The organism is Kocuria sp. BT304 (genome assembly GCF_003290245.1).
Classification (GTDB): Bacteria; Actinomycetota; Actinomycetes; order Actinomycetales; family Micrococcaceae; genus Kocuria; species Kocuria rhizophila_A.
On sequence record NZ_CP030039.1, the window covers coordinates 1995916 to 2017831 of the forward strand.

A 21916-nucleotide genomic window follows, 5' to 3' on the forward strand; every position below is an offset into this window, starting at 1 on the left:
ACCCGATGCTGGTCGATGTGTAGTAAATCGGTCGATCCCTTGACAGTCTCACACGGAACCAGCCGGAGGCCCCGAGAGGCGCTGGAAGTGTCAAAAATCTGCGTCGAGGATCCATCTGTCAACAGACAGGCAGTAGGCCACCATTGCTTGACACATGAATCAGCCCCGGCCACTCTTGTCAGTGCCGGGACTGATCCACAATGATGCCCTTGGTACCCCCGCAGCCAAGGCAAGGACGCAGCCTCTCGTAGTTGCTCGGGGCGCTGGTCGCTTATGGGGTAGCCGTCGCCCATCGAACGTGTGCCCACTCGCGCCTCATGCTGGTTTTCAGCCCATCCGCGTGAGACGGATGAAGGGGGTCCCCCGCTGGTTGGATATCCATGCCCACCGAACGCAAGAACTCGGCTGCTCCGTCGGAGGTGGCCGCGGCGCAAAAGTTTCGCACGGACCGGCTCTGCGCCTCTTTCAACGCCGCCTCAAAAAGGCGCCTCCCGATCCCCTGGCCCCGGTATCCAGGGTCAACGGCAATCTCTTCAAGCAGCACGTTACCCATGAAGTAGCTGACAAGCCCCTCTGCGGTAAACGCTGTCGGTAGGCGAGCGTCTGGAGATACGCGAGGAATCAACCAGGATCCGTTGCCCATGGGAGGTGCCGAGTGGACGACGCCGATCAGCTCACGCCCATTCCATGCACCGAACCAGAAGTCTGCGGGAAGCTCGGCACCCTGCTCGCGCATGAACGCACGCGCAGCGCGGTGCTCAGCATCATCCCAACGGCCAATGCCCCTGGCCTTGACCATGTGAATTTCCTTGTCAGCCAGCCAGCGGGCGCGATTCTGACGGTGCTCGTCGATGATGCCGTAGGTGATGACCATGCTCGTTCTCCTATCCATTGAGCAACCGTAGATGGCCCCGAGTCGTGAGCGCGGGATCACCAAAGCGCGCCCGAGAATGTTTGTTCCGGTGGCGCCCGGCGCTATCTGTCTGCAGTATGCAGTACGGGCGCGCCGGGCACCACCGGAACAGGCAGGCTGGTCACTGATTGACTACCTCGGGGTCACCACGCCGAGCTCAGGACTTGTGCCGCTGCTCGTGGGGTTGATTTCGATGGTCCTGGTGGCGCTGCCACAGGGTGGCCACCAGCGACCCCACGATCAGCGACAGGGCCAGGGGAACGGGGTTGCCCACAGCCCCGAAACCGCTCGTCAAGAGCACCGCCAAACCAAGCAGAGCCAGAACAACGGCTATGGGGTATCCGATCTTCATGTCAGAAACCTTTCCAAAAGGTCGACCCATCACGGGCGGACAGATGGGTCAGGGACTACCGGGGCCAGCACACCACGGGACCCACGTGGGGCTTCTTGATGGAGATCCCTTTGTCATTCCAGTTGCACAGTCCGGCGATGCCTCCGGCTGCCGCGAATGCTCCGGCAACGACACCAGCCACGCCGCCGCCCACACCGGTCCAGGACGCGATTGCCGCAGCCAGGGCGCTGACTCCAGCCCCAGCAGTGAGGATCTTCTGAGCCTGCCCCACTGCGTAGTTGTCCAGCCACAGCTCCACCCCCCACCAGTGCGCCTTGAACCCGCCGTGGGAGGCCTGGGCACTGACCTGCCCATCAGCAGCCCGGGTCGCAGCGCCAGAATCCATCGCCTGCTTCTGCTCCGCGTTGGCCTGAGAGATCGCCTTCTTCACCAGCTGCACCTCGGAGGCCGGGAAGTCCTGGCCCGCAGGCAGGTTCAGCGTGTATGCCCCCTGAGCATCGACGGTGACGTAGGGGTCGTACTTGGCAATCAGCTTTTCGTCCAGCCCCTCGACGGAGGTGACGTTCGCATTGCCGGACGCAGCATCCGCCGACAGCGTCTGCGAGACCGCCGCTGCCGAGGCCTGCTCAGCCGGGGCTGGCTGCGCGTGGGCTGCTGGCAACGAGCCCAGAGCCACCGCGGCGGCGAGGGCAATTCCTGTCGGGTAGGTGTATACACGCTTCATGACTCGCTCCTTAATGTCTAGGACTACCAGGACAATCCCAGAATGCCATTAACACCAGGAAAGTGGCAAGCATTCACCACTAATGGAGGCGGATATACAGAACGCCCCCTAGTTTGTCAATAGCCAAATGGCCAAACTTTTCTATATTATCAGTAGGCTTTTATCTCACATACCTAACCACTCTAATTGCCGCTCTTAGTGGTCATCGTTGGGGTCGGAGCCCGGTGCGCTACTCGACGTCCCACTCCGGGTGCTTCTCCCAGGTGATGTACCACGCCTCGATACATGCCCCGCGTGAAGCGGTACACCGCTACTCCAGCGTTCCGCGCTGGAAGTCCTTCCACAGGCGGGCCCCAGCCGACACTGCTCCACGCTTGATTCCAGCCAGAGGCATGAGCAGCGCGAACCCCAACCACATCAGGCTTGCTCCGACTGGGAACACGATCGCCTGGGCCTCGTTGAAGTCCACCCCGGAAGCGATGACCACACCCAGACCAAAGCCCGTCAGCCCGAGAAGGAGATGCCCCACCCGGAGCAGCATCCGCGCGGTGCGCTCCGACCGCCCCGCGTCCACGAGGCGTCTGAGCACCGAAGGGCTCCCCCACCAGGTAGCGAGCATCACGACCACCGACGCCACACCGAACACCACGCCCACCACGTTCACGGTCCCCACCCTCTTCTGCGAGCTCGTTCCTCTTCCCCCTGGTCTTGCCCCTCACTCGGCCCGGCCATCAGTCACTCGGTGCTCGCCTTCACGTGTTTCATTTGAAACACCTGGCACGCTCAGGTGATATGCACGAAGAAACACCACCCCCCATCAGCTGGACCACAGCTCTCACCGGATTCTCAGCATGGATGCGGGCAGCATCCCGCTCGGAATCCACCATCACCTTGCGTCTGTACTGGCTCCGACGGCTGGCCGAATCCACCGGCGCTGCCTCCCCCACCACGATCACCGAGCAGCAGATCACCGCCTGGATGGCCCAAGGATGTTGGAAGCCGGCCACCCGGAAATCTGCACTGGCCTCCATCCGCCGGTTCTTCACCTGGATGGCCCTCTACAACCACCGCACCACCAACCCCACCGTGTGCCTGCTCAGCGTGCCCGCGCCCTGCTACCGGGCACGCCCCACCCCCGACGCGGTGCTCCGTCGCGCGCTGGCGGCCGCACCCGACATCGAATCGACCCTGATGCTCATGCTCCCGGCCTACGCCGGGCTGCGACGCCACGAGATCGCCTCGCTGCACACCTCCGCAGTGGAGCTGCGCTGGCTGACCATCACGGGCAAGGGTGCACGCGTGCGGAAAGTCCCCATCCACCCCCAGCTGGAACCGCTGCTGGCGCTGCGCAGCACCGGCTACTTCTTTCCCTCCCCGCGGGCACCGCATCGCAGCCCGGACTACATCGGCCGCCGGATCGCGCGTCTGCTCGGCTCCGGCTACACCGCCCACCAGCTGCGGCACTGGTTCGCTACCCGCACCTACGACGCCACCCGGGACATCCGCGCCGTCCAAGAGCTGCTGGGCCACGCCAACGTGGTCACCACCCAGACCTACGTCGGTCTCACCGACCAGGTACTCGCCCACGCGGTGCAGACCCTGCCCGCCATCGACTTACCGACCGCCCCGCAGGAGGCAAAGACAGATATGTCCCCCCACCAAGACCGGAAGTGAGACACGACCATGGCTGTGCAGACCCAATACGAGATCACCTTCACGTGCGGGCACACCGAGACCCGCGACCTCAGCGACCGCCCCGCCGGTAAGCGTGCGTCATTCGCCAAGTGGCTCGCGCGCAAGGGCGAATGCACGGATTGCTGGAAGACGGAGCACAAGGACGACCGGCGCCTCGAACGGCTCGACGTCGCCGCGGGCAACGCCAAGAAGCTGGAGCTGCCTGAGCTCGAGGGCAGCGACGCTCAACTCGCATGGGCGCCGATCTTCCGCAACGACCTCATCATCGAAGCCCACTCCGACCTCACCGAGGGTGAAGATCCCGCGATGACCGAGGAAGAGTTCGACGCCCGGATCCTCACTCCTGCCCGCTCCATCACCTACGCCGGGTGGTGGATGGACAACTCCCGTGCCGCTTCGGAGGACCTCGAAGAACTCGTCAGCACTGCCCTGGATGACGGTGACGGCTCCGAGAACCCGTACTAGGATTACGGCTACCCCCCAAACTCTCTCCCCAGAGAACCCCGAAGGGCCGGCACTCACCCCAGAGCGCCGGCCCTTCTTCTGTCCCCAGGATCACCGCAGCTGACTTATGCTCCCCCGCCGCTACGGCAACACATTCCGTGAACCCAGGTATGACAACTACGGAGACAGGGGGTCTGGTCTAGATGGATGCCGAGGAGCAGAAACTCACACTGCACCCCACCCGCTTACGCCTCACCGTCGACGGCACCACCATCGACTGCCCCGACTGGTCCCGGGTCCGCACGGTCCTGGCCAACCAGGCGCGAATCCACCACCAACCGGTCTCCGTGGTGATGCACGACCCGGAACCGGTGGTCAACGCGACCTACACCGTTGACGAGCACGAGCAGCTCCTCGACGCCGCAGACACCCAGGACCAGGGTGCCACCATCACCCTGCACGACTGGGTGCTCACGATCCCCGAACACGGCACCGCCCGCTTCGCTGAGCTCAGCAACGCCACCGCGCGCATCACCGCGCTGTCGGAGGCCACCAACAGCCCTATCGCCGTGGAGATCAACGGCGCACACCCCCACGGTGCGCTCACCGAGCGTTTCGTGCCCGACGAGCAGCCAGAGCACAAGGACGAAGAGCCCCTGGAACCCGAGGTCTCCCAGTTGCTCCTGAACCAGCCCACGCCCCTGATCCCCGCCACCGACGCCGTACCCCTCGATGAGGCACCGGCCGAGGACCCCGAAGACGTGGCCGCGATCGAGCCCGAAGCCGGAGTCGAAGAAGACCCCGAGTCAGAGCCCGAGCCGGAGGAAAAGGCAGGCCCCGATGAGGGCTTCTTCCTCACCGACCTCATCAACCAGGTCGACTCCGCCGAGGACACCGAGACGCCGAAGGCGTCCAATCGCGTCAAGATCACCGTGGTGGCCGTCGCCGTTGGTCTTCTTCTCTCCATCGCCCTGGCCGCAGCCCTCGTGCTACGCCCCGCGCCGGAGACGCCCGACGACGCTCAGGCCCAGCCTGCCTGGGGACAAGCCGTAGCCGCTGAGCCCTCCGCGGCGGTGACCATGAACCGATCCGTGATCGCCGCGGCCACCGCCACCGGTGTGGCCTTCATCGACGCCCACGACGGGCACACGGTCTCCGAGCACGAGACGCTGATGGCCCAGCGCACCATCTACCCCCTCGGCGACGATGCGTTCTACCTCACCGCCGGCAAGGACACCGTCCCGGCCGTGTGCTCACCCAACCAGGAGAGCAGCTACACGTGCCACGACGTGAAGAAGCTGGCCAAGGGCGAGTCACTGATCCACCGCGCCGGCACGATCGCCGCAAGCACCGGCAACGACGACGAGAGCATCACCGTCACCACCGCGGCCGCCGCCCAGACCACCATGCACCGCCCGGAAAAGGGCCTGGCCTACATCGCCCAAGCTGGCCAGGACACCGCCGTGTGGGCCTCGTCCCGAGACGGCGGGCGCGTCATCCGCGCCCACGCCAACGGCTCCGTGGTCTCCGACCGGAAACTAGCCACCCCCGCCAAGGGCACGAAGGTGACCTCCTGGATCGGCCCTACTTCGGAGGGCGACGTCGCCGTGCTGTGGTCCACCAACGCCAAGAACGACGTCCTGGCCACCCACAACCCCGAGACCGGGGCCGTGGTCTCCACCACGAACGTGCCGCGGGCGGGCAAGGACGACGCCCGGCGCATGACCTTCACCGGCGACGCCGTCGTGATCGGCAAGACCCTCGTGGACCTCACCAACTCCACGGCCCACCCCCTGCCCACGGGCCAGGAGAAGGCACCGCAACCGGCGTCCAACAGCTTCGCCCTGGCCGATGCCACCATCACGGCTCACGGCACCACGGTCCCCGCCGCAGCGGGAGTCACCATCACCGAACTTGATGAGCAGCACCTGCTGCTCGTCAGCGACGGCCACCTGGCCGTCACCACCACGAAGAAGATCACGGAAGGATAGATCTCTCATGGCACGTCACACCCCACGCCACCTCGCACCGCGCACCACCTCGCGCACCTGGCCGATCATGGCCGCAGGCCTGGCGGTCACCCTCGGAACGATCGCCCCGGCCCACGCGGCCGAGAACACGCCCGCGGACCCGGAGGACCCCATCGTGGTGCCCACCCCTCCGGTTCCGGACCCGGAGGACCCCATCGCCCCGGACCCCGAGCCGACCCCGGACCCGGACCCGCAGCCTGACCCGGACCCGCAGCCGGAACCCGACCCGGTGGACCCGGTGCCCAACCCGGACCCCTCCGACCCGGCGCCGGTCGTCCCCGATCCCGGCACCCCGGATCCGCAGCCGGTCCCCGAGCCGTCCCTGCCGATCGGCCCGGTCGATCCCGCCCCGGTCCAGCCCCCGGCCCCGGAGCCGGTGGAGCCGGTCCAGCCGTCCCTGCCCGTGGAGCCGGTCCAGCCCACGCAGCCGGTGGCACCCGTGGCACCGGCACCGCCTGCCGCGCCCGTCACCCCCGCGCCGGCCCAGCCTGTGGTCGCCCCGGCCTCTGCCGGAAACGCTGCCGCAGCCGACCCGGCACCGGCAACGGCCGCTTCCGCTGCGGTCCCCGCGCAGCCGGCTCCAGCGGCAACGGCAACGGCACCCGCGCAGCAGAGCGCAGCGGTTCCGGCCCCCACCGATGGGTTCCGCACCGGCAACGCCGGGATTGCCGGTGATCCTGCCGCGTTCGATCCCGCGGCACTGGCCCTGGGTGGTGCCGCGGTGACCCTGATGTCCGTTCCGGTCATCCGGTCCTTCCGGCGTCGCACCGGCAACTAACCCCGTCGCGGCACGATTGCCGCTGCCACCCCGCAGGACACCGGGCGCGGAAACCACGGTTTCCGCGCCCGGCCTTACTTCCGCTTCCGAAAGGACTCACGATGACCGGCCCCCGACGCTCCACCAAGTCCATCTGGATCACCTGGATGACCTTCGCCCTCGGCGTCTGCCTCCTCGCCCTGGCCGGCTATCTGCAGTTCGCTCCTGCCTCCACCTCCACTGCTGAGGCAGACCCGGACAACCACATCGAGCAGAACACCCAGAACGAGAAGCAAGCACCGGCACCCGAGAAGACCTACGCCGGCACCACCTGCCGCGCCGAACACACGAAGCCCGCGAAGCTGGATCCGGGGACGTGGTCCGTGCCCGAGCGGAACCTCACCGCGCCCTGGCACACCGATACCCACGGCACCTCACCACAGCTACCGGACGCCCCCGAGGGCATCCGCTACCAGCCCTCCATGCCCCTGGACGCCACCCGCGGTGCCACAGTCCTTGCCGGGCACGTGGACTGGGCCCCCGGCGCGCTCACCCCCGAGGGCGGCGAACTCTCCCCCTGGGGACACCTCCACGAGGTCACCCCCTGCCAACGCCTCGACGTCGCCGACGAGACCGGCACCACCCACTCCTACGTGATCACCGGGCTGACCTCCGTGTCCCAGGACGAGCTCACCTCCGAGAACGGCACCGCATCGCAGTGGACGAAGAAGCTCTTCCGCGCGGACGGTCCCCGCACCCTCTACCTGGTGACCTGCTCCGGTCCTTCCGTGGCCGATGCCGGGGGCACCTTCCAGTTCCACTACGCCAACAACCTCATCGTCACCGCCGTCCCGGCAGCGACCTCCTGACCCCGACCCATCCCATACCCTGGATATGATGACTATGACTCAACGGTTCTACTCCGTCACCGAGGCCGCAGCCTTCCTCGGGATCACGAAGACCACGTTCCTGCAACGTCGGCCCCAGCCCGTCCCGGACGCGCTGATCGGCAAGGTCCGCGGGTGGACCGAGCAGACGCTGCGGGAGTGGAACCAGACGCCCGCGCCCAAGGGCGGTGCGCCACGACGTCCGATCCCTGAGCCACCCACCACCGTGGACCCCCGCACGTAGTCCACCACCGACCTCCACGCGGCCGCGCGCCCCGCCACCGGATCTACCGGTGCCGGGGCGCTTCCGTTTCCGCTTCCGTTTCCGCTTCGACGCCTACCCACTGTGGTGCCTTGGCACCGGTAGTGCTGTGGTTGCGTTCCGCAGGCAAGAGCAGGTGGCGGCGACGACGTCGCCGCCGTACGCCTGTAGGCGCCGGCACGCAGCCGGCGCGTGCGGAAGCACTGGCCGGAAGCCCGGCAGCGCTTCCGGCCCGTGACGCCTCGAACACCTTCCGTGCGCGTTGCCGGTTCCGGAAGCCACGGTGAAGCTCCGTGCTTTCCGGGTGGCTGAGTTGGTGTGCCCCGCGCCCACATGTGCACGGCAAAAGCTCCCCCCCGCTCCGCTGCTTTTGCCGCACACATGTGGACGCCGGGACCCAAAGAGCCCACCCGACCACAGGCGGCAAGGCACCTCCCGCGCGTAAGGTCACCTCCCGCGATCGCCGCCCGTGGACGGCTTCCGGACACGGTGGGCACCCGGCAGTTCCGCACGCGGCCACTTCCGCTGCCGCGTTGCCGTTGCCGGAGGGATCACCCCGGCGGCAACGTCGCTTCCGGAAGCCCGGCAGTGCTTCCGGAAGCACTGCCGCCCGGAACTCTCCTCCTGCCGGAAGCGGAAGCGTGGTCCCCGGGCACAGTTCCGCTTCCGGCAGCGGCTTCCGCACCCGGGGTTTCCGTGGGGTCACCCTGGTGTGCCCCGCGCCCACATGTGCACGGCAAAAGCTCCCCCCGCTCCGCTGCTTTTGCCGCACACATGTGGACGCCGGGACCCAAAGAGCCCACCCGACCACAGGCGGCAAGGCACCTCCCGCACGCAAGGTCACCGTCGGCGATCGCCGCCCGTGGACGGCTTCCTCGTGGTGGCGGCCAGACCGCCACCACTTCCCCGTCCACCAGACCCCATCCCTCGACACCCTCCAACCGCGCAGGACACCGATGACGTACACCCTCCCAGCCCCACCACGAGGAGCAGAAATCACCAGCAGGACAGCAACCTCAGCAGCCACCAGCACACAGGAAGCAGCACCAGCACACGAACACCACCAGCAGCTCACCAGACGACGAAGAGCACCACCAGCAAGGAGTAGAACCCCAGCCCACGGAAAGAGAACCAACTCTGATCACACTTGTGGCATTGAAATGCACCCCCGCGACAAATGTCGCGGTTTCTGACTTACCGTCCCGGCCGCGCCACAGCAACTACCCCTGTGAGCACACCCTCTCGAACCTGCCCCGTCTGCTTCTCGCAGCTGCCGGAAGCGGCACCAGCCCAGCGCATCTACTGCTCCTCGGACTGCTCCTACAGAGCCCGCGCGAGACGTCAGCGCGGGCTACCGATCGCAGATCCTCCATCGGCAACGGCCGCCGATGATGAGCGCGCGGAACGGATTCGCGCACTGGAGTCGGAGAACGCCCGGCTGCGTCGGTTGGTGGCCCGGGTGCGTGCCACCTCCCGGAAGTGGCGTAGCCGGTCCTTCCACGCGGCAGACCGGATTGCCGCGGCCCGTGCTCACGCGGAAGAACGCGAGCTCGCGGCCGCCCGCCGTGTGGCCTCCGTCGGCGAACGTCTAGCGGAAGCGGAAGCAGCGGCGCACGGGCTCAAGGCGGAAGTAGACCAGCTGCGGAAGCAGCTTGCCGACCAGCAGCAGCTGGCACGCGAGCGGCAATCGGCAGCGGAAGCCACCCGGCAAATGGCCGCCTCGATTTCCGCTGAACGGCAACGCTTCCGGAAGATCGGCCAGCACTTCCGCATGGTTGCCGGACGCTACTTCCGGCTGCACACCCCCGAAACCTGGGACGAGTTCGACCGGGAGATCTTCCGCACCTACCAGTCCGTCCGCGCTTCCACCCCCACCACGAACGGAAGGACGAAACGATGACCGTTTCCATCTCCCGCATGTCGATCGCCTACTACCTCGGTTCCGTGGCCGCCGGTGACGGAACCACCGCCGCCGGCCCCGGCAAGCTCACCTCCTACTACACCGAATCCGGGGACCCGCCCGGAACCTGGTTCGGCAACGGCGTCGCCGCCGCCGGTCTGGCCGCCGGGCAGGAAGTCACCAAGCTCGACGCCGTGGCCGTCTACGAGAAGATGACCCACCCCCGCACCGGCGCCCCCTTGGGAAAGTCCCCGATGAAGCGCACCGCAGCACCGGCCGGGGCGAAGACCCCGAGGGGCAAGGCCGCGGCTCCCGTGCGCCAAGGTGTGAGTGGTTTCGACCTCACCTTCTCCGCACCCAAGTCGATCTCCGTGCTGTGGGCGATGGCCGATGCTCCCACCCAGGCGAAGATCCACACCGCCCACCAGGAGGCCGTGCGAACCTGCCTGCAGTGGGCTGAGGAGAACATCGTGCAGTCCCGCGCCGGTGACGGCGGTGTCGTGAAGACCCCCGTGGAAGGGCTGCTCGCCTCGCTGTTCGACCACGCGGACTCACGAGCCGGGGACCCGCAGCTGCACACCCACGCCGTGGTCTCCAACCGCGTGCGACGCTCTTCCGACGGTGCCTGGGTGACCCTGGACTCCTACACGCTGCACCGATGGGTCGTGGCCGTCTCCGAGATGTACAACGCCACCGTCTACGACAACCTCGCCCACACGATCGGTGCCGTCGCCGAGCAACGCGACCCGCTCCACCAACAGAGCCGGTCCGAGAGCGGTTACTCCAATCACCGGGTGGAGCTGCTGGGAGTCCCCGACGAGCTCATCGAGGAGTTCTCTTCCCGCTCCCGGCTCATCAACGACCGGGCTGCTGCACTGGTCCGGCAGTGGGAAGCCACCCACGACCGCGAGGTGCCCGATGACGTTCTCCTGAATCTGCGTCGGCAGGCCACCTTGGACACCCGTGACGCAAAGCCCGAGGAGAAGCTCACCATCCGCGCCCGGGTGGCGCTGTGGTGGCGGCAGGCTATGGACCGCGGCTACTTCCCCCGGGAAATCGTGGAAGCCGCCACAGGGCTGTCCACGGACTTCTACACGGCCGCGGACTTCACCGATGACGCGCTCACCGAGTTGGGAACCCACGCGCTGCGCCGAGCAGCACTGAAGCACCCCACCTTCACCCGCGCCAACGTGGATGCCGCCGTGCACCGGATGCTGGCCACCACACGGTTCGCCGACCACGAGCAGCGAATGCTCCTCACCTCCCAGGTCACCGACGCGGCCCTAGACCAAGCCGTCGCGCTGACCCCGCACCGTCACGCCCTCGATGACCTCACCCAGGACGGGCTGAGCATCCGCGGCCACTCCGTCTTCGATTCCCCCGAGACGCACCTCTACACCACCGAGAAGCTGCTGAGCATCGAACAGACCCTCATGGACGCCAGCGACGATGACAACGGCGCGCACCTCACCGACACCGAACGCGCGGCCGCGGTCCTCACCGACTACCGCTCCACCAAGGGCCACCCCCTGGCCAAGGATCAGCGCCGCGCGGCCGCCGACGTCCTCACCTCCGCTTCCACGATCTCCGCGATCATCGGTCCGGCCGGCACCGGCAAGACCACCACCCTGGCCGGTATCCGCGCGGCGTGGGAAGACCAGCACGGCCCGGAATCCGTGATCGGCCTGGCCCCCTCCGCCGCAGCCGCCCAAGTGCTCGGGGAAGAGCTGTCCGTGTCCACCGACAACATCGCCAAGTGGCTCTACGAGACCGTCGGTGACGGAGCCGCCCACCGCGCGCAGCTCTACCGCACCCACCAGAACACCATCACCGCCCTGGAGACCGAACTGCAGCACCGCGATGACCGCGCCACAGCAGCCCGCCTGGATGCGGCCCGCACCCGGTTGGCGGCCACGATCGCTGAGCAGTCGAAGTACCAGCTACGTGAAGGCCAGATCCTCATCGTGGACGAGGCGTCCATGGCCTCCACCACCGACCTCTACCAGCTCCACGCCCAGGTCCAGCAGGCCGGGGCGAAGATGTTGCTCATCGGTGACCCGTGCCAGCTCGAAGCCGTCGAAGCAGGCGGGTTCCTCGCGTGGATGGAGAACACCCACCGAGCCTCCACGCTCTCCAGCGTCTGGCGGTTCGAGAACCACTGGGAAGCCAGCAACTCGCTTCTGCTGCGCGACGGTGAACCAGACGCGCTGTACGAACTCGAGGACAACGACCGGATCATCACCGCCGAGGACGCCCTGGAAAGCGCCTACCAGGCGTGGGCCCGGGACACCGCCAAGGGCAAGTCCTCCGTACTCATCGCAGGCCGCAACGACGCCGTGCACGACCTCAACCAGCGCGCCCAGGCCGATCGGATCACCGCCGGAGACGTCGACACCTCACGCAGCGTCCCCATCCGCGCCGGGGATCTCGCGTACATCGGAGACACGATCCTGGCGCGCACCAACAACCGGCGGCTGCTCGATGAAACCGGGTCCTTCGTGAAGAACGGGTCCCGGCTGACCATCACCGCGATCAACCCCACCACCGTGGAAGCCACCCGCGAGGACACCGGGGCGGCCATCCGCCTGCCCCTGGGCTACTGCGAAGCCAGCGTTGAGCTCGGCTACGCGTCCACCGCTCACCGCGCCCAGGGCCTCACCGTGGACACCGCACACGTGGCCGTCGATGACAGCTTCGGCCGCGAGCAGCTCTACGTGGGGTTGACCCGCGGCAAGCAGGGCAACTTCATCCACGTGACCCCACCACCGGAACAGGAAGACGCCGCCCACCCCGACCCGTGGGGTGTCATGCGCACCCGGGTGCCGGCCACGGTGATGAACCAGCTGAAGTCCGTGCTCGCGAACTCCTCCCAGGACAGGACCGCCCACGAAGTCCAGGACGCCGAGTACGGGTGGGCACACGACCTCTCCCGCTACCTGGCAGAAGCCGAATACGTCACCACCGTGGCCGCCACCCGCCGAGTCCACGACTGGGTGCAAGAGCACACCCCCATCGACCCCCGCGACATGGCCGACGCCCCCGAGATGAAAGAAGCCGTGCGCCTGGCCCGGGTGTACGACCTGGACCCCGCCGAGGTCATCCCGGACACCGTCTCTTCCCTGGACGAGGCACTGACCGCGCTGTCCGCGGCCGCGTCTCGGCAGGCCACCCCGGTCGCCGCGGACCTCATGCCCCGCTCCGCCCACACCACCGCCGATGAGCAGCGTGCCCTGAGCACCATCACCGCCGCCGCCGATGCCCGCATCGAACAGGTGCTGCGGGTGAACAAGGACGAGGACTGGCTGAAGGAGGCCCGGGCCGAGTACCCGGGCGCGGAGGAGATCATCGTGCGGTGGCGGGCGCTGTCCCACCAGGACGACGCGGAGACGGCCCTAGGTGAGGCTCCGAAGCCCAACGAGCGTCGCCTCAACGAGATCCATCACCGCCTGCGCCAGGCCCTCGCCGAGGCCGAGGCCGCCGACGTCGCACAGCTGGCCGAGTGCATGGACCCCACCTGGTTCGACCGGATGCTTGCCGAAGAAGCCGCGCGTCCCCTGCCCGACGAGGAGCCGGCCACCGCGGACACGGACACCACCGAGCACCACCGGACCCCGGAGACTGCCCCGGAGCACTCCGCCGAGATCTCCTGAGCTCCTCTGTGTGCTGCTGGGGGCAGCACTGTGGCCGGCCACCCGAAGGTGACCGGCCACATGTCCGCTACCTGGGCCTCACGCACGGCCCAGGGAGGCGGCGATTACGCCATCGAGGCGCTGTCCTGCCGAGGCGGCTCCGGCGTGCTCTGCGGACCCGCCATCCCGGATCCCGGGGCCACGGTCTCCCACCCCGCGGTGGTCTCCGCCGTCGCCGTCGCCGCCGCGCTCGGGCTGGGATTGCGCTCGATCGCTGCGGAGGCGAACCGCAGCGACGGCGCCACCTCATCAGCCCAGATCCGGTGGTTCACCCCCAGCGACCCGTCCTTGGCCTGGTACGGGGTCGCCGTGTAGGACCCCTCCACCGACACCCGGTCGCCCTTGTGCAGGGAGGTCTCGACGTTGTCCGCCAAGTTCCCCAGACGCCGCGCCTGGGCGTCCACGGCCACCTCGTAGTAGTTCGGGTCCCCGTCGGTCCACTCGTTCTTCTGACGATCGAAGACCCGGTTGTTCTCGGCGATCTTCATCACCACCAGCTCCTGACCCGAACCCGTGGTGATCCGCTGCGGATCATCCACCAGGTTGCCGCTGACCTTCATCTGATCAATCTTCGGACGCGCCATGATCTTCTCCTCTCCCAAGGCGATACTGCGACGGCCTCCATTGGTCGTCGTACTGGTATTGCCCGAAACGGCCCCTGGGCAGAAGTGGGGCCCCGCCGCGTGTGCGACGGGGCCTCCCCGACGGTGTTCAGTCCCAGCTCATGCTCGGCGGCTGCGGTGCCGAGCGTGTGGGGCCGGCCCCGATCAGCCGTTCCTCTTCACGGCTGAACCCGGTGTCCGGCGGGGCCGTATCCGCTCCAGCCATCTCCGGGGCCAGGTCATCCCACCCGGAAACCTGCCTGCCGTTGACCGTCCCCTCACCGGGAACCTGCACCGGCACGGCCTCCGGAACCTTGGCTTCTCCGCCGGTGACCACGACTTCCCGGGCCGAGCCGGGCACCTCGGCCGTGCCGGATTCCACCAGCACCGGCGCTGAGGCATCCACCTCCCGGGCCGGGGACTCTTCCTGCGCCGTCTGCGCGGTCGCCTCCGGTCCCGTGTCGGTGGCCTGCGGGGTCTCGTCCTTGGGGAACAGCGACCAGCCGGCCTCCCGCAGCCACTGGCGTGCGTACTGGGCCGTGGTGATCTTCACGGCGTCCAGCTCCGCATCCGTGGCCGCGTGGGATCCAGCCAGCCAGGTGTCCCCGCCCACGTTGAGCAGCTTCTCACCACCGGGCTTTGAACCATCGGCGGGGTCCAGGGTGGCGACCAGCGGATCGGTCTCGTCCGCGTACCCGATCGTCTTCCCCTCGTCGTTGACCACCGCGGTGTGGTGGTCCCATTCGGCCTTGTCCTTCGGTGCCCAGTCCGGGGCCTTGACCGCCCGGGCGATCCGCTCGCGCAGCGCCTGCGCCTCGCGGTGGGTCTCTCGCGCGGCCACCCAGCTCACCTGCACCGCAGCACCGGTCAGCACCGCCAGCAGCTCCACGTAGTCCTTCGTGACGTCTTCGCTCATCAGGCTTCATCCTCCTCGATCTGCTCAGTCCCCTCGACGTCGGCGTCGCCGGAGGTGTCGTGTGCTGACACATCACGCGCCGACTTCGCCAGCACCTCCCACGGTCCCTGCGGGCTCTGGGCGTGCTCCCACTCGGTGCGCACGACGTCCTCACCGGTGGCCACCGCTTCCAGGCCCTCCGTCCCGTCCCCGGAGCGCACCAGCACCGGGGTACTCACCGTGGCCGGCGCGGGGGTGCGCTTGGCCTTCACCTCCACCGCCTCCGAGGCCGTGCGCGTACCGGTGGAGCTCACGGCAACCATCCGCGCGTACCCAGCCGGCACGTCTTCCTCGACGTCGGCCACGCTGTGCAGGTGGTCCATCCAGTCCTGCTCATCGACCTCCAGCGCCCACGCGGGCTCACGCTTGCCGAAGGAATCCGGCTCCGTGTGGCCGTCGTGACACTCGCGCATCGAGGAATTCGCCAGCCGGTCCCACACCCCGGGCAGAAACGCTTGGAACCCGGTCATGGGCATGGTGCTGATCATCTGCTCCGACCAGACCTTCAGCTCCGCGTTGGCCACCGCCCACAGCTCGGCCACCGCATCCGGATGACGGAACCAGCACGGGCGAATGACCCCCTCGTTGGGCCGGTACTGGGCGACGAACCCGTCCACCCATTCCCGCAGCCAGATCCACGCCTCCCGCTTGACGCGCACGTCGGTGATCTCGCGCCACATGGTCCCCAGAAACTCCGGGTACTGGGCCCCCAGGCCCTGCTCCTCCACCGCCTGGGCCAGGTGCGGGTCGGTGAACCCGTCCTCGGACGCCGTGGCCAAGTCCTCCCACCCGCTGCTCTGGGCCGCGCTCGACTCGGCTGTCTCGTCGGTGTCGGGTTGGATCTTCTCCAGCTTGCTCCAGTCCATCTCAGGCTCCTTCTTCTCGTGGGCGAGCTTCCGGTGTCCCCCACCCCAGCAGCAGGCGCCCCAGCCTCCTGGTCATCTCCGCTACGGCATCCCACCGGGTACCCCCGCGGGAGGCCACCAGATCTGTGGTCACCTGGTAGCACCCATCGCACAGGTACACCTTCACGGCCCCTGGTGCTTGGACCCGGTGACGTTGGCCCCCGCCGTAGTCGCTGCCACACACCGCGCAGAACTCCTCACCCCAACTCATACCGGCCTCACTGGACGACGCCCCCTCAGATGCACAATGACTGCCACACTGGCCCGCCTGCGATCCCATCCCTTCCAGTCCTTCCCTGATCCATCCAAAATTCGGTGTAGCTCCTGGTGACAGTCCCGGCACAGCAGCACCAGGTCCTCGACGGTCTCGTGCGAGTACCAGCGCCCGTCGGCGTCCTTGCCGCAGTGCTCGTACGAGAGATGGTGCAGATCCAGTGCGGTCCCGTCGGCGTTGCGCCGCGCCGCGCAGACCTGGCAGGTGGGCATAGCGCCCTGGGCGTGGACCCACGCGAAGTACCGTCTGCGGGTCTCCCGCCACGCGGCCGAGCGGAGATACCCGTCCCGGTAGGGTGCCGCCGCAGCCCCCTGCTTGCGTCCCAGAGACCAGCCCACCGCTCACCCCTCCTTCCCCGCAGGCACACGATCCTCGGTCGTCTCCCCGGCCGGGTCCGGCGCCGACTGCTGCCCGTCATCGGTCGCGCTCTGCGCGGTGTTCTCGGACCCATGCGCGACCGTGGCCGGGGCCTTCTTCTGCGCCTTCGTCTTCTGCCGGGCGCGCCACCGGGCTACGGTGCTTCCCGCGAGCACGCGGGTCTTCTCCACGACGATGCGCATCTTCGACTTCTTCGGGGCGGAGGCCTGTTCCAGGTCCAGCAGCAGGTCGTCGATGCTGCCCCCGGTCTTCAGCATCTGCCCGTAACGCCGCTGGGACTCCTTGATGTCCTTGGCGTCCTTGCGCTTGGTCCACCGGGTCATCTTCATGATCACCGGGCGGGTGCTGCGGCTCATCAGCAGCCCGTAGCCCTTGGGCAGCCGGTGCAGATCCGGGACCGTCAGCGCCGTCTCCCGCCGCGTGTTCTCCGAGGTGGACCCGCCCTGATCCGAGACCGAGCGGTTGCGGTCGGTGAGCACCCGCTCTTCCATCAAGTCCGTGAACTTCCGCAGCTCCTCCGCGTTGTCCGCCCCACCGAGTTGGACCTTCACGATCGCCGCGTCGATCAGCGCCTGGGACGCATCGGTGCCCCACTGCATCCGCACCTGGGCCGCGTTCTGGAAGATGGCCATGGTGGAGATCCCCGAGCCGCCACCGTCGGCCATGACCTGCGACAGTGCCTCCCACGGGGCCAGGTTCGCGATCTCGTCCAGGATCACCATCATCGGCGGGTCCAGCCGGTTGCCCGGCTGCAACCGCGCCATCCGCTTGCCCGTGTTCACGATCTCGTCCATCAAAGCGATCAGAAACGGGGCCACCGCCGAACCGTCGGCCTTCGAGCCCAGCAGGTACAAGGTGCCCTTGGACCGGATGAACTCCTCCGGGTCCAGCATCTTCTCTCCCGGCCCCGGGTCCAGCGACTCGGCCACACGCCCCACCGACAGCGCCTCCGTCGCCCCGGTGACACCGAGCCACTTGGACTGCCGGGTTTTCGGGTCCGAGTTGACCTCCGACTTCAGGTTCGCGCCCCACCCTGGTGCCGCATCCGGGTGGCGCTGCAGGATCTCCACGGCCTTCCCGCACAGCTCCGGAGCCGCCCCCCACCGAGCGAAGTCACGGATCGAGACCTTGCCCAGTGCCGCGGCGTGGAGCAGGTACTGCAAGATGATCCGAGCCTGCTGCGCCCATTCCTGGTTCGAGGACGACTTCCCCAAACCGGTCGCGGCCATCAGGGCCTGGGCGCGGATCGAGGCCTTCTCCTCATCCTCACACCCTTGGAACGGGGACCACTTCAACGCGGACTTACCCCCGGCCAGCCCCTGGGGGTCGAAGATCATGCACGGGCCAATCTTCTGCCGCAGCCCCAGCGTCGCCGCGACGTTGTCCCCGCGGGTCGAGGTCGTGATCACCGCACCGGGGGCGTCGAGAATCGCGTTGATCACCAGGAAGAAGCCCTTACCGGCGCGCGGGGGCCCGTAGAGCAGGATCGAGTCCTCCGTGGACACCCACACCTGCTCGCCTTGAGAGGTGCCCAGCATCCAACCAGCGTCGGCCAGTTTCGGCTTCTCCAGGGTCGGGCGCAGCACAGCCGCCTTCTGCTTCAGCGCCTTCCGCCCAACTTCCCGGTTCACTTCTCGCCCCGCGGCTACCCCCGGACGAGCGGCGAGCTCCTTCATGCGGTGGTGGTCCGACTCCCGCCAGCGCACCACCCCGGCCATGACTGCGGCCACTGCCAGGACCGCGGCGATGAACAGCACCGCGGCCGTCCAGATCACCCCGACGGTGGTAGGCCCGCACACACCCGTCAGGTGCGAGAAGTCGGCCCCGGCCTTCACCGCCTCGATCGTCTGGGCCGGGGAGTACAGGTGCCAGTCCCCGCACGTGAACAGCGTGGCCGTGCCCAGCACCAGGCACACACCGCCGATCGTGCCGAAGACCAGCCCGCACAGGATCAGCAGGTTCTTGTCCTTCTCCGAGATCATCATGCTCGCTCGCTCCTTCACCGGGGCCCTATGCCCTCGTTGGTGGTGCTCAGGCCCCAGCCGGGACCGCGCTCACGTTCATACCGGCATCCGTGTTGAACACCGGCTGCTCTGGCTTGGTCATCACCACACGCACCACCCGGGTGTGCTCGCCGAGCTTCCACAGCCCCACGCCCACCCCGAACTTGCCGATCTTCTCGGTCTCCCGGGCCGTCAGCCCCAGAGTTTCGCGGGTGATCGCGTGCTGGTCGGCGTTCTGGTGGTAGACCACCCGGATGTCCGAATCCCCCAGCAGCGACAGCGCCTGGGCACGGGTCTTGGAACCGACGTCGCCGGCCATGTCCAGATCCCCGAGCTTGTGCAGCACCAAGATGTTGAAGATCCCGTAGGCCCGCGCCAGCTTCACCTGCGAGACCATCCGGGACAGGGAGCCCGCGTCGGAAATCGAGTCCAGGCCCTCCTCGTAGACCACCACGCGCTGCCCGAAGTCCCGGGAGGTGATCATCGACTCCGCCCACGACTGGGTGCAGGCGTAGGCGATCTTGCGGCCCTCTTCCGACAGCGAGTCCAGCCCCTGGGTGTTGAACACCACCAGCGGCGCCGACGCGTCGAACTCGACGGTGGACTCCCCGTCGAACATTCCCACCAGGTCGCCGTCGGTGAGCTGAGACAAGGTGTCCGACAGGGCGCCGGCGGCGTCACGCAGCCGCTTCTTCTCGAGGATCTCTTCCGGCGGGTCCGCCAGCTCCGCCATCACATCCGGCAGCACCGGCACCCGGTTTTCCGCCGCAGCCTTGGCCACCGCCTTGTCCAGGCAGATCCGCATGACCTTCTTCGGTGAGGACTTCATCCGCTTGCCGTCCAGGATCCCCACGATGGAGCTCAGCAACGACAGCCGGCGCGCACGGACCATCGCCGCCCACTTCTCATCCGTCAACGGCTTATTCTCTGCGTCCGTCGAAGGTCGGTTGCCCTCGTCCAAAGGGTTGATGCGGGTGTCGTTGCCGGTGCCCACACCGATGGTGACCCCACCGACGAACGCGGAGACGATCGCCCACTCGCCCTTCTTGTCCGTCATCACCACACCACGACGACCCGCGAGCACCAGACGGGTCACGATGGCCTTCACGCACGTGGACTTGCCCGTGCCCACACTGCCCAGGATCACCATGGAGGTGCCCTGCAGAATCCCCGCGGCGTAGAGCTCCCACGGGTCGAAGTAGAACGCGCCGCCACCGGTCTCATCCGTGCCCAGGCACACCCCGGGAACGCCCAAGGACCCCGAGGCCACGTAGGGGAACGCGGTGGCCACCGTGAACGACGTCGCCCGGCGCAGCTTCGTGTCCACCCGCAGCGAGCCCCAGAAGTTGTTCGCCCGAAACGCGCCCTGCCACCCGTAGCGCACCCCGGGGATGTAGTTGACGCGTTCGTGCTTGACCTCGCGCTCGTACTGCTTGTGCAGCTTCTTCCGTGCCCGCTTCCGTTCCCGCTGAGCAACCCGGCGCGCCCGCCGGTCCTCCTCGTAGGGCTCGACGTCGAGGATGCCCAGCTCTTCCGGAGTCTCCGTCAGTCTCGTGCTCATGATCGTGTCCCTCCTAGTCGATCCCGAAGCCCAGCAGGCCCGTGGCCGCCAGGAACCCCTCGAACTGCTGGCCGTAGCACGGCTCCACCTTCAGGTGAGCTCGCGCGGCCGCCGAGCGCAGCTGGGAGCTGTAGCGGTCCAGGTCATCCTCGGAATCAGCGGTGATCGAGATGAACCCGCGGAACTGCATGTCCGTGGCCCCGGACACCAGCTCCTCCTCACGGTCCAGGTGATCCTGGAACTCCCGGGTCATCTCCAAGGACACCCGGCGCCCGGAACGCTCGGAGACGCTGTGCTGCATCTGGGTGTCCTGGATCTGCCGGTTGACCTGTCTCATCGCGGCTTCGTCATCACCGGCCTTGTGCACCACCGAGACCGCGTGACGGAACTTCAGGTCCAGGATGACCTTCTCGAGGAACCCGGGCCGGGTCGGCTTCAACGGCCACTCCTCGATCACGAACGCCCGGTGCCAGTGCGCGTCCGCGCGCAGCTTGTCCCAGTACCGCCGGGCTCCCACCGGCCCGCCGTGGGTGACCTGCAGCCCGTCCACAACCCCCATCGGCGACGGGGAGAACATGTCGTGGAGCAGTCCCGCCCGGTCCTCGCACCGCACCCAGTGATCCACGTGGAAGTTGTTGTCCTCGATGTCCTTCTCCAGGGCCACCATCCGGGCCTCGACCGCACCCAGCAGCCCGTTCATCCCGGACCCGTGGTGCTTGATCTCCGTCTTCAACATGGGGATCGACAGCGAGATCGTCAGGTACTGCGGGTGATGAGTCATGTCCGACTCCGCCAGCAGGTCCAGGTAGCCCTGGTGGGCCACCGGGTTCAGTGCGTCCCCGGCACCAGCAGCGCGGGCGGAGGAACGGTAGAACTCCTGCATCTGCTCACCGGTGGTCACCGTGGTCACGTCCGTACCGACCGCACCCACCACCGCGGGGTTCTGGCACACCACCGCCAGCAGGTTGCCCCAGTCATCCAGGATCGCCGCTTGCTGGGAGTCGTCCTGCAGCGTGTAGGAGCTGCGGGTGTTCATCCGGGCGGTGACCACCACACGCTTGCGCGCCGGGTCATGCACCAGCCCGTAGCCGCCGGCGGTCTCATAGGCTTTGAGCTCGTTGGCCCCGCCGGGCAGGTGCAGGTGCGTGGGCTTGGGCGTCTTGCCCGGCACCGGTTCTTCCCACTCCAGCGCCTCACGCTCGGCCTTCTCGTCCATCTGCTCGGCCTTCTTCTCCATCCGCGCCTCAGCACCAGCATCGGCAACCGGGGCCGGACGGGCGTAGAGGTTCTGGCGGGTGAGCTGGCGCAGCCAGTGGGTGCGGATCAGCCGCTCCCACCCGAAGATCCGTCGGCCCTTGTGCCGGCCCCAGCCCAGCAGGATCGCCGGGCCCAGCAGCAGCAGCGCGATCACCAGTCCCCAGGGGAACGGCAACGCGATCACGACCACGATCATCAGCACCAGGCACACGAAGATGCTGATCATCCCGGGCACGTCCAGCCCGAGAACGATCCCCGCCTTCTCCCGGCGCGGGAACGTGATGTCTTCCAACGTCGCCTGCTCATCAGTCAGAGCCATGGTCTTCTT

General features: G+C 67.7%; 18 protein-coding genes. 8 read left to right on the plus strand and 10 right to left on the minus strand.

All coding sequences use genetic code 11. The annotated features are described in order from the left end of the window. Window positions 1–271: 271 nt before the first annotated feature. From DNL27_RS08845 to DNL27_RS08860, 4 genes are all read right to left on the minus strand, one after another. Window positions 272–874, minus strand: coding sequence for a GNAT family N-acetyltransferase (locus DNL27_RS08845; RefSeq protein ID WP_162627113.1), 603 nt, complete (start codon window positions 872–874; stop codon window positions 272–274). A 196-nt stretch (window positions 875–1070) separates the two neighbouring features. Further along, on the minus strand, window positions 1071–1214 hold the full coding sequence (locus DNL27_RS08850) for a hypothetical protein (RefSeq protein WP_162627114.1): 144 nt from the start codon (window positions 1212–1214) through the stop codon (window positions 1071–1073). A gap of 106 nt (window positions 1215–1320) precedes the next feature. After that, the gene (locus tag DNL27_RS08855; protein ID WP_112235310.1) at window positions 1321–1989 is read right to left on the minus strand and encodes a hypothetical protein; all 669 of its coding nucleotides are present in this window, start codon (window positions 1987–1989) and stop codon (window positions 1321–1323) included. Between the two features lie 310 nt (window positions 1990–2299). After that, window positions 2300–2653 carry a hypothetical protein gene (locus DNL27_RS08860; protein ID WP_162627115.1) on the minus strand — a complete coding sequence of 118 codons (354 nt, stop codon included), beginning with the start codon at window positions 2651–2653 and terminating at the stop codon, window positions 2300–2302. 191 nt (window positions 2654–2844) lie between these two features. On the opposite strand from DNL27_RS08860, the gene DNL27_RS08865 reads away from it, so the two are divergent. From DNL27_RS08865 to mobF, 8 genes are all read left to right on the plus strand, one after another. Then, on the plus strand, window positions 2845–3663 hold the full coding sequence (locus DNL27_RS08865; protein WP_162627116.1) for a tyrosine-type recombinase/integrase: 819 nt from the start codon (window positions 2845–2847) through the stop codon (window positions 3661–3663). A 9-nt stretch (window positions 3664–3672) separates the two neighbouring features. After that, the gene (locus DNL27_RS08870; RefSeq protein WP_112235313.1) at window positions 3673–4149 is read left to right on the plus strand and encodes a hypothetical protein; all 477 of its coding nucleotides are present in this window, start codon (window positions 3673–3675) and stop codon (window positions 4147–4149) included. A gap of 182 nt (window positions 4150–4331) precedes the next feature. Then, window positions 4332–6119 carry a hypothetical protein gene (locus DNL27_RS08875; protein ID WP_112235314.1) on the plus strand — a complete coding sequence of 596 codons (1788 nt, stop codon included), beginning with the start codon at window positions 4332–4334 and terminating at the stop codon, window positions 6117–6119. A 7-nt stretch (window positions 6120–6126) separates the two neighbouring features. Beyond that, window positions 6127–6936 carry a hypothetical protein gene (locus tag DNL27_RS08880; protein WP_112235315.1) on the plus strand — a complete coding sequence of 270 codons (810 nt, stop codon included), beginning with the start codon at window positions 6127–6129 and terminating at the stop codon, window positions 6934–6936. Window positions 6937–7037: 101 nt separating this feature from the next. Further along, the gene (locus tag DNL27_RS08885; RefSeq protein WP_112235316.1) at window positions 7038–7784 is read left to right on the plus strand and encodes a class F sortase; all 747 of its coding nucleotides are present in this window, start codon (window positions 7038–7040) and stop codon (window positions 7782–7784) included. A 28-nt stretch (window positions 7785–7812) separates the two neighbouring features. After that, on the plus strand, window positions 7813–8046 hold the full coding sequence (locus tag DNL27_RS08890) for a hypothetical protein (protein WP_162627076.1): 234 nt from the start codon (window positions 7813–7815) through the stop codon (window positions 8044–8046). A 1477-nt stretch (window positions 8047–9523) separates the two neighbouring features. After that, window positions 9524–9964, plus strand: a complete 441-nt coding sequence (locus tag DNL27_RS12160; RefSeq protein WP_162627117.1) for a hypothetical protein — start codon at window positions 9524–9526, stop codon at window positions 9962–9964. Beyond that, window positions 9961–13614: a MobF family relaxase gene (gene mobF, locus DNL27_RS08900; protein ID WP_112235319.1), complete on the plus strand. Its 3654-nt coding sequence runs from the start codon at window positions 9961–9963 to the stop codon at window positions 13612–13614. The genes DNL27_RS12160 and mobF overlap by 4 nt, the downstream gene beginning before the upstream one ends. 104 nt (window positions 13615–13718) lie before the next feature. Here mobF and DNL27_RS08905 read toward each other — a convergent pair whose 3' ends face one another. The 6 genes from DNL27_RS08905 to DNL27_RS08935 all read right to left on the minus strand — a co-directional run bounded on the left by DNL27_RS08905 (window position 13719) and on the right by DNL27_RS08935 (window position 21907). Continuing rightward, on the minus strand, window positions 13719–14237 hold the full coding sequence (locus DNL27_RS08905) for a single-stranded DNA-binding protein (RefSeq protein WP_112235320.1): 519 nt from the start codon (window positions 14235–14237) through the stop codon (window positions 13719–13721). Window positions 14238–14364: 127 nt separating this feature from the next. Beyond that, the gene (locus DNL27_RS08910; RefSeq protein ID WP_112235321.1) at window positions 14365–15171 is read right to left on the minus strand and encodes a hypothetical protein; all 807 of its coding nucleotides are present in this window, start codon (window positions 15169–15171) and stop codon (window positions 14365–14367) included. Then, the gene (locus DNL27_RS08915; RefSeq protein WP_112235322.1) at window positions 15171–16076 is read right to left on the minus strand and encodes a hypothetical protein; all 906 of its coding nucleotides are present in this window, start codon (window positions 16074–16076) and stop codon (window positions 15171–15173) included. Before DNL27_RS08915 ends, DNL27_RS08910 begins: the two co-directional genes overlap by 1 nt. 654 nt (window positions 16077–16730) lie before the next feature. Next, window positions 16731–18752 (minus strand): type IV secretory system conjugative DNA transfer family protein, encoded by a 2022-nt coding sequence (locus tag DNL27_RS08925; protein WP_112235323.1) that lies wholly within the window; start codon window positions 18750–18752, stop codon window positions 16731–16733. Between the two features lie 46 nt (window positions 18753–18798). Next, the gene (locus DNL27_RS08930) at window positions 18799–20331 is read right to left on the minus strand and encodes a conjugal transfer protein TraC (RefSeq protein WP_112235324.1); all 1533 of its coding nucleotides are present in this window, start codon (window positions 20329–20331) and stop codon (window positions 18799–18801) included. Between the two features lie 13 nt (window positions 20332–20344). Next, window positions 20345–21907 carry an SCO6880 family protein gene (locus DNL27_RS08935; protein ID WP_162627118.1) on the minus strand — a complete coding sequence of 521 codons (1563 nt, stop codon included), beginning with the start codon at window positions 21905–21907 and terminating at the stop codon, window positions 20345–20347. Window positions 21908–21916 lie beyond the last annotated feature (9 nt).